This window comes from Mesorhizobium sp. M2C.T.Ca.TU.002.02.1.1, from assembly GCF_003997225.1.
Genome location: NZ_RZTO01000249.1, coordinates 1 through 7,533, shown reverse-complemented (window position 1 = coordinate 7,533; position 7,533 = coordinate 1). Strand labels below are relative to the sequence as shown.

The following is a 7,533-nucleotide window of genomic DNA, read 5'->3' as shown; positions in this document are numbered from 1 at the left end:
GCCGGGCCTCGACGAGATAGACCAGCTTCTGCCGGTTTTCGAGCGAGTAGATCACCGGCGGCGTGAATTCCGGATCGGGCGAGACATAGCTGACGCGCGCCTTCAGCCCGGCCCCGCAGCCGTCGCAATGGACGTTGAGCTCGGTGCCGACCTTGACCGACGAAAACGCGCTTTCCGGCACATAGACGCTGAGCTTCACGGCGCCGTCCGGCAGCATCGAGATCACCGGCGAGGTCGGTCCGGCGGTGTCGCCGGGATTGCGGATGACGTCGTTGATGCGGCCGGGCGACGGTGCCGTCAGCACCCGCTTCGACAGCCGCCACTCGGCCTGCCGCAAGCTCGACTGCGCCTGCTTGACCTGGTTGTCGGCGGCCTTGATGGTCTCGGGCCGCGCCGGCAGATTGCCGACGGCGAGATTGGCCTCCGCCTGGCCGACCTGAGCATTGGCGGTTTCCAGTGAGGCCGAGGCGGTGTCGTAATCGGCCTGGGTGCCGGTGCCGCGCTTATAGAGGTCGCTGGCGCGGTCATATTTGCGCTTGGCGTCGGCGGCCTGGGCTTTGGCCATGTCGACCTCGGCCTTGAGCACGGCGATCTCCTCGGGACGCTTGCCGACCTGCAGGTCGGCAAGCTGCGCCTGGGCCTGCGCCAGCGCGGCCTGGGCCTGCGCCACCTCGATCCTGGCGTCGGCGTCTTCCAGCGTCGCCACCGCCGTGCCGGTCTCGACGCGGTCGCCCCGCCTGACCGTCACCGTCGCCACCTGGGCCACTTCGATCGGCGCCATCAGCACATATTCGCCCTCGACATAGCCGACAGCCAAGGGCGCGGCCGGCGCGCAGGCGCCGAACAGCTGGGCCGCGAGCGGCAGCGAACAGAGAAAGCTCATGATTTGCCCTTCTTGCCGGCGCGTGCATCGCGTGACGCCAGCATTGCCCTGAGATTGCCGGTCGTGGCCGCCACCACCTTGGCGGCCTCCTCATTGCCGATCTCGCGCCAGCCCATGCGGCGCATCACCGCCTCGCGGCCGATGCGGAAATAGATGACCTGGCCGATCACGGTGAAGACGGTGAGCTTGGTCGCCTCGCTCTCGGCCGGCTCGCCGGTCGCCTGCTCCCAGATCTGGCACAGCCGCCGGTGTGTCGGCTCGAACACGCCGGCATAGATGCGGTCGAGCGCGGCAGTCGGATGCGAGAGCTCGCGGAGTACGAATTGTACGATCTCGCCGGCCTGCGGGCTGGCCACGACGAAACCCACCATCCGCTCGAGGGCGGCGAAAAGCTGGGCCCGTGCGGCTTCGGGGGTTGCCGGGGCGACCGCCTGGCTTGCGCCCAGCGCCTGGCCGGCGATGCCCTGGATGGTTTCGACGATAAAGTCGGCGGCGGCGGCGCGCAGGCCCTCCTTGCCGCCGAAATGATAGGCGATCGAGCCGATATTGGCCTTGGCTTCCGCCGCGACCTCGCGCGTCGAGGTACCGTCGAAACCCTGCCGTCCGAACAGTTTGAGCGCCGCGTGCACCAACGCCATTCGCGTCTGCTCGGCGGTGGTCGCTTCGCGCTGTTGCCTTTTTGGATCCGGTTGCCTTTTCATATCAGAAACTTTAATCAATCGATTGATTAAAGTCAAATTTGACCTCTGAGTCGGCTTGCCTTCTCGACCCTCACAGGCTTTAGTGCGCGGCCATGGGCAAGGAAGTCGAGCGTAAGTTCCTGGTCTCCAGTCCGGCATGGCGCGACAAGGTCGAGGCGGAGATCCGCATTCGCCAGTTCTATGTCGCCGCCCAGCCCGGCCGCACGGTGCGTGTGCGCATCAGCGACGGGCGTTCCGCCAAGCTGACGCTGAAGTTCGGCGACAGGGCGCGCGAGCGCGACGAATTCGAATATTCCATCCCGCTTGCCGAAGCCCAGGAACTGATGGCCTTTGCCATCGGACGTGTCATCGAGAAGACACGCCACCATGTTAGACACCGCGGCTATCTCTATGAAGTCGATGTTTTCGGCGGAAAGCTCGCGGGGTTGGTGATCGCGGAGTTGGAGACGCCGGAGGACGTATCTGACGAAATGCTGCCCGACTGGCTCGGTCGCGAGGTCACCGGCGAGTCGAGGTTCTACAACGCGTCGCTGGCCCTCGGGGGGATTCCGGAGATCGCCGCATGAGCTTCCGCATCGATCCGCGCCTGCCGCTGACCGGCGAGGTCAGGCGCATATTGGCCGACGAGATCGGCAAGGCAATCGGCCATCTCGAGACGGCTCGCGAGAAGCCGGAGCAGGGGCTGCACAAATGCCGCAAGCGGCTGAAAAGCGTGCGCGCCTTGCTGCGCCTGGTTCGTTCCGGGGACGAACCCTTCTGCCAGACCGAGAACGAATGCTACAAGCAGGTGTCGGCGCTGCTTGCCGGGCCGCGCGAGGCGACTGCCTTGATCGAGACTGTCGACCGCCTGGCTGACGCCTTTCCGGAACAATCCGCGGGCGGCGGTCTGGACGCCGTGCGCGAGCGGCTGGTGCTGCGCCAGCATGAGCTCCATGCCGGTCCCGGCCTCGACGCCGCCATCAACGCGGCCATCGCCGCATGCCACGAAGGCCTGGAGCGCACCGACAGGCTGGCCCTGCCCGATCAGCCGGAACAGGCGGCCGATGTCCTGGCCGAAGGCGCCCGCGCCACCTTGCGCCGCGCGAAGAAGGCGCTGGACAAGGCGGATGCGCGCGGCGAGGCCGACGAGTTTCACGATCTGCGCAAGGCGGCCAAGACGCACTCGATGCACCTGTCCTTGCTTGGCCGCTTGTGGCCGACGCCGATCAAGGCGCGCCGCAAGGCGGTCGACAAGCTCGGCGAGCAGCTCGGCGAATTGCACGACGTCTTCGTCATGCGCGCCTTGCTCGACGCCGAAGGCGAGCCGCTCGGCCCCGACGACGAGACGAAGCTTCTGCGCAAGCTCTTGAAGCGCTCCGAAAAGAGCCTGACCAAGGCCTGTCTTGCCGATGCCGCCGAGCTGTTCGGCGACAGCCCCAAGCGCTCGGCCAAGAGGCTCGCCCGCAAGGCGCGCGGCGATCTCGCCGGACCCCAGGAAGAAGCGAAAGCGGCGTGACGCCAGCCTTACCTTCTCCCCTTGGAGAGAAGGAGACGCCAAGCTACGCCGGCAGCGCCCGTCTTTCCTTCGCCGGCCGTGCCCCCGCATCGCGCGGGTGCGGCCCGATCGGCATGATCGCCGGAAACGGCGTTGCGCCGAAGGCAAAGGTCCATTTGTAGCCGACCAACTGATCCTCGGGCGTGGTGTGCTGGTCGTGATGCGCAAGCAGCCTGGCGCGTTCGGCGAGGTCGTCGGCCTCGCGCCGCAGCATCTCCGCGGTCTGCGGCCGCATCCGCCTGGAGAAGCTGATGAAGGTCGCGCCCTCTTCCATATGGCCGAGCGCCCAGCCGACAAAATTCTTGTTGGTCATCTCGAAATGCGGCTTCAGCGGCCCCTCGAAATCCCACTGGATCGGCGTGTCGACCAGCAGCCTTGCCGACAGGCCGCGCCCCAGCGCCACAAGGCCCAGCTCCTCGAGGTCGCGCAGATAGAGGAACATCGAGGCTTCGCTCAAGCCTTGCGAGCGCATGATGCCTTCGGCCGTGAATTTTTCCGACAGCATGATGAAGACGAAGAGCAGCGCCGGCCGCGCCGCCAGCCTGCGTTCGATCTCCGGCGCGACGCGGTTGGCCGGACCCGGCCCGCGGTTCATCGCGCCGAGCACGTTCTCCAGCTCGACATCGGCCGCGACGCAGATCTCCATCAGCCGGTCGAGCTTGCAGTTCTTCTCATGGAAGATGCGCTTCACCGTCGGCTCGGAAACACCCATGCGCTCGGCGAGCGTCCGGTAGGTCAGGCCCTTGGCCTTCAGCGTCCGTTTCAGCGCCTCGAAGATCGGACCGTTCATGGAATGCGCCTCGTTCGTGCGATTTGGTATCGAAGACTGATACTAGCCCTGTTCCGACTTCCAAGAAAGTATCGGAAATCCTAGCTCTCCGCCGTCGTCACGGGAGAGCACCCATGAACCACCTCATCGCTTCGACAGCCTTCGCCGCCATTGCATTCGTGTCCACCGCGCAGGCCGGCGAGCTCTGGCGCGCCACCGGCTTCGAGCAGCCGGAGTCGGCGCTTGTCGATGCCGCCCATAACCGCATCGTCGTCTCGAACATCGTCGGCAATCCCGGCGCGGCGGACGGCAATGGCTATCTGTCGCTGCTGTCGATGGACGGCAAGGTCCTCGCCCGCCACTGGGTGGACGGCATGGACGCGCCCAAGGGCATGGCGATTTCCGCAGATAGGCTCTACGCCGCCGACATCACCAAGGTGCGCGTCGTCGATCTTGCCAGCGGCAGACTGGTCGAGACCATCGATGTGCCCGGCGCCGTGTTCCTCAACGACATGACTGAGGACAGTGCCGGCAAGCTCTATGTCAGCGACATGCTGGCCGACACGATCTACCGCATCGACGGCGACAGGCCGGAGCCGTTCGTCAAGGACCCGCTGCTCGCCTCGCCGAACGGCGTCTTCGCCGATGATGGCAGGCTGATCGTCGCCTCCTGGGGCAAGGGCATCAACAAGACCGATTTCAGCACCGCCGAGCCCGGCGGCCTGCTGTCGGTCGACCTTGCCACGAAGAAGGTCACGCCGCTGCCGGGCGCTCAAAACTTCGCCGACCTCGACGGCGTCATCGCCATGGGCGACACCATCTACGCCACCGCCTACATGACCGGCACGCTCTACAGCTACAAGCCCGGCCGCGCGCCGACGGCCGTGGCGCAGTTCAAGCCGGGCAGCGCCGATATAGGCACGGACGGTGAAAAGATCTTCGTGCCGCTGATGGGCGAAGGCGAGGTCGTGGCGCTGTCGCTGGATTGATAGGCGCGCGAGACGATCGCTACTGTGGATTAAGAAGCTCGCGTTCCTTCACACCCCCCTCTGTCCTGCCAGCGTTTCGGATCTCTGCAACGCGGCAGCGTTATGACCTATTTTCGAAGTGAGTCTCTCACTCCGGCGTCGCCCGTCCGATCCCTGCCAGCTTGTCCGGATTGCGCACGGTATAGACCGCGGCGATGCTGCCCTCAGCGTCGAGAGCGAAGCTGAACGTCTGGACGACGACGCCGGCGACCGACACCACCAGTCCCGGCCCGCCATTGATGCCTGCCAGCCGGATCACGGTATGGTCAGGATCCGGATTCTTGCGCGCCGCGCCGACGAGGAATTTCGCCACGCGGTCGCGGCCGACCAGAACGTTGAGCGCCGCCGCCACCTTGCCGCCGCCATCGGCTATGAATTCCACGTCCTCGGCCAGCAGCCGCTTCAGCGGCTCGATGTCGCCGCTGGCCATGGCCTCTTCGAAGCCGGCGACGTAGCGGGCTATGTCGGTCTCGCGTGCCGGAAAGCGCCGGTTGTCCTGTCTCAGCATCCTGCGGGCCCTGGATGCCATCTGCCGGCAGGCGGCGGGAGATCGCTTCAGCGTCTCGGCCACCTCCTCGAACGGCACCTCGTACAGATCGTGCAGGAAGAGCGCCGCGCGCTCCAGCGGCGACAGGCGCTCCAGCGCCCGCATGACGCTGAACGAGACGTCCAGCGCCGCGTCGCTGGTTTCCGGATCGGCGCTGCCGGCCTGTTCCACGATCGGCTCCGGCAGCCAGGGCCCGACATAGGTCTCGCGCCGCTTCTGCGCCGAGCGCAGCCGGTCGAGGCTGAGATTGGTGACGATGCGCGACAACAGACGCGGCGCGTCCTCGACGCTGTCGGCACCGGAGAAACGCAGCCAGGCATCCTGCACGATGTCCTCGGCCTCGCCGACGGAGCCCAGATAGCGGTAGGCGAGCCGGACCAGCCGCTTGCGCTGGCCGAGATAGGCTTGCAGGCGTTCGCCGCCATCGGGCTGATGCTCAGGCAAATTCCGTCTCCGTGTGACGGTCCGGGCGATTCCTGGCCGCCTCGGCCTTCAGCCATGCCAGCACCGGCATGCAGCTGTTGCCGTGGCCGAGCCCGCGCTTGAACGTCGGATAGAGCTGGCCCGACACCACCGCGGCCGCGAGCCCGGCGATACCCGCCTTGCCCCAGCGCTGCTCGCAGGCATCGAGAATGTCGAGCAGTTCGGGGTCGTTGTCGAGGACGGCGCGCGCATAGCGCTCGGCCAGCACCATGTCGTCCGGCAAGGCGACCGCCGCGCCGTCGAGCAGGGCCTCGATCGCTTCGAGCTCGACGCCTGCCTCCCTCGCCATGGTGATGACGAGCTTCAGGCAGGAGCCGCAATCGGCTCGGCGGGCGGCCGTTATCTTGGCGGCGAAATAGGGAGCGGGCGGCAGCGAGAAACGTTCGTCGGTGAAGGGCGAGATCAATGCCAGCTTCAAGGCGCCGAACTCGTCGGTGTCGACCAGCTCGCGCATGTAGAGGGTGTCGTAGCCATAGCGGCTCTGGAACTTGCGCAGCTGTCGCTTGAGAAGACGTTTGAACATCATATCCTCGCTTCCGCGTTGCCCGGCCGGAGGGCGGCAAGCGGCAGCAGCGCGGGCACGACGATCAACATGATGTCGCGCGCCGCCGCCGCGGGCGTCGTGCCATGCGCCATCCCGACGAGGTGATAGATGGCGTGTCCGCCAAGGAAGATCGTGGCGGACGCGATCAGCCGGCCGTCATCCGGCCGCCGGCTCGCCATCAGCAGCGCGGCGCCGGCCGCCAGGAAGGCGAGGCCGATGTCGCGGATGAAATGGATGTTGGCCGGCCCGGTTTCCGGGACGCCGGGAACGGCCGAATACCAGATTTCGGGGACCGTCAGCATGACGACGCCATTGGCCGCCTGGTAGATGCCGATGATCACGAGAAGAACGCGCATGAGTGTCACCTCCTGCCGTCATGACGGGATAGCCGGCTGGAGTGTGACAGCAGGCGACGGATTTTTTTCGCCTCGCCGATCGGCATTGGACCGTCATATCGATGGCGCTGCCATCTGGTTTCGCCGCTTGCGCCGCACTATCCGGCTCGTATCCGTCACATGAGCGAAGCCGTGAAGACATCCAGCCTGACCGGCGCCGTTTCGCCGACGATCCCCGTGCTCATATGCGCGCTGGCGATCTTTCTTTTGTCCGGCATGGACGCGGCCATGAAGTCGCTCGCCATCGCGGTCGGCGTCTACAACACGCTGTTGTGGCGCAGCGTGGTTGCCACGTTGGTCGCGGGCGCGGCATGGTCGGCGGGGTCACGTTCGAAGCCCGCCCTTCCGGTGCTGGGCCTGCATGCGCTGCGGGCCGCGATCGTCGGCGTCGTCCTGGTCTTGTTCTTCTGGGGCCTGGCCAGGCTGCCGATCGCCGAGGCGATCGGGTTGAGCTTCGTCGCGCCGCTGTTTGCGCTTTTCCTCGCCGCATTGCTGCTGGGCGAACGCATAAGGCGGCAGGCGGTCTGGGCGTCGCTGGCCGGCATGGCGGGCGTCGCGATCATCCTGGCCGGCCAGCTCGGGGCGGCAAGCCATTCGCAGGATGCCCTGCTCGGCACGGCCGCGGTGCTCGTATCGACAGTGTTCTATG

At 66.4% G+C, this 7,533-nt stretch carries 10 protein-coding genes; 4 read left to right on the top strand and 6 right to left on the bottom strand.

Annotated elements, in window-relative coordinates:
- A partial coding sequence (locus tag EOD07_RS15290; protein WP_127236065.1) for an HlyD family efflux transporter periplasmic adaptor subunit occupies positions 1-883 on the bottom strand: 883 nt, incomplete at its 3' end.
- On the bottom strand, positions 880-1,584 hold the full coding sequence (locus tag EOD07_RS15285) for a CerR family C-terminal domain-containing protein (protein ID WP_127236064.1): 705 nt from the start codon (positions 1,582-1,584) through the stop codon (positions 880-882). The genes EOD07_RS15290 and EOD07_RS15285, both read right to left, overlap by 4 nt.
- Positions 1,585-1,676: 92 nt before the next feature.
- Here EOD07_RS15285 and EOD07_RS15280 point away from each other — a divergent pair, with 92 nt between their 5' ends.
- Together EOD07_RS15280 and EOD07_RS15275 are read left to right on the top strand one after the other, a co-directional pair.
- Positions 1,677-2,150, top strand: coding sequence for a CYTH domain-containing protein (locus EOD07_RS15280; RefSeq protein ID WP_041003539.1), 474 nt, complete (start codon positions 1,677-1,679; stop codon positions 2,148-2,150).
- The gene (locus tag EOD07_RS15275) at positions 2,147-3,079 is read left to right on the top strand and encodes a CHAD domain-containing protein (RefSeq protein ID WP_127236063.1); all 933 of its coding nucleotides are present in this window, start codon (positions 2,147-2,149) and stop codon (positions 3,077-3,079) included. Before EOD07_RS15280 ends, EOD07_RS15275 begins: the two co-directional genes overlap by 4 nt.
- Positions 3,080-3,122: 43 nt before the next feature.
- On the opposite strand, the gene EOD07_RS15270 is transcribed toward EOD07_RS15275, so the two are convergent.
- Positions 3,123-3,908: a helix-turn-helix transcriptional regulator gene (locus EOD07_RS15270; protein WP_127236062.1), complete on the bottom strand. Its 786-nt coding sequence runs from the start codon at positions 3,906-3,908 to the stop codon at positions 3,123-3,125.
- Positions 3,909-4,021: 113 nt separating this feature from the next.
- On the opposite strand from EOD07_RS15270, the gene EOD07_RS15265 reads away from it, so the two are divergent.
- Positions 4,022-4,876 carry an ATP/GTP-binding protein gene (locus EOD07_RS15265; protein ID WP_127236061.1) on the top strand — a complete coding sequence of 285 codons (855 nt, stop codon included), beginning with the start codon at positions 4,022-4,024 and terminating at the stop codon, positions 4,874-4,876.
- Positions 4,877-5,003: 127 nt separating this feature from the next.
- On the opposite strand, the gene sigJ is transcribed toward EOD07_RS15265, so the two are convergent.
- Genes sigJ through EOD07_RS15250 form a run of 3 tightly spaced genes read right to left on the bottom strand, consistent with a single transcriptional unit; the run spans position 5,004 to position 6,845 of the window.
- Positions 5,004-5,906 (bottom strand): RNA polymerase sigma factor SigJ, encoded by a 903-nt coding sequence (sigJ, locus tag EOD07_RS15260; RefSeq protein WP_206519471.1) that lies wholly within the window; start codon positions 5,904-5,906, stop codon positions 5,004-5,006.
- Entirely contained in the window at positions 5,899-6,468 is a 570-nt protein-coding gene (locus tag EOD07_RS15255) for a hypothetical protein (protein ID WP_127236060.1), read from the bottom strand. The genes sigJ and EOD07_RS15255 overlap by 8 nt, the downstream gene beginning before the upstream one ends.
- A complete protein-coding gene (locus tag EOD07_RS15250) occupies positions 6,468-6,845 on the bottom strand; it encodes a hypothetical protein (RefSeq protein ID WP_127236059.1) in 378 nt (125 codons plus the stop codon). Before EOD07_RS15250 ends, EOD07_RS15255 begins: the two co-directional genes overlap by 1 nt.
- Positions 6,846-7,004: 159 nt before the next feature.
- Here EOD07_RS15250 and EOD07_RS15245 point away from each other — a divergent pair.
- The coding region (locus tag EOD07_RS15245) for an EamA family transporter (RefSeq protein ID WP_164772266.1) at positions 7,005-7,533 on the top strand (529 nt) is incomplete at its 3' end.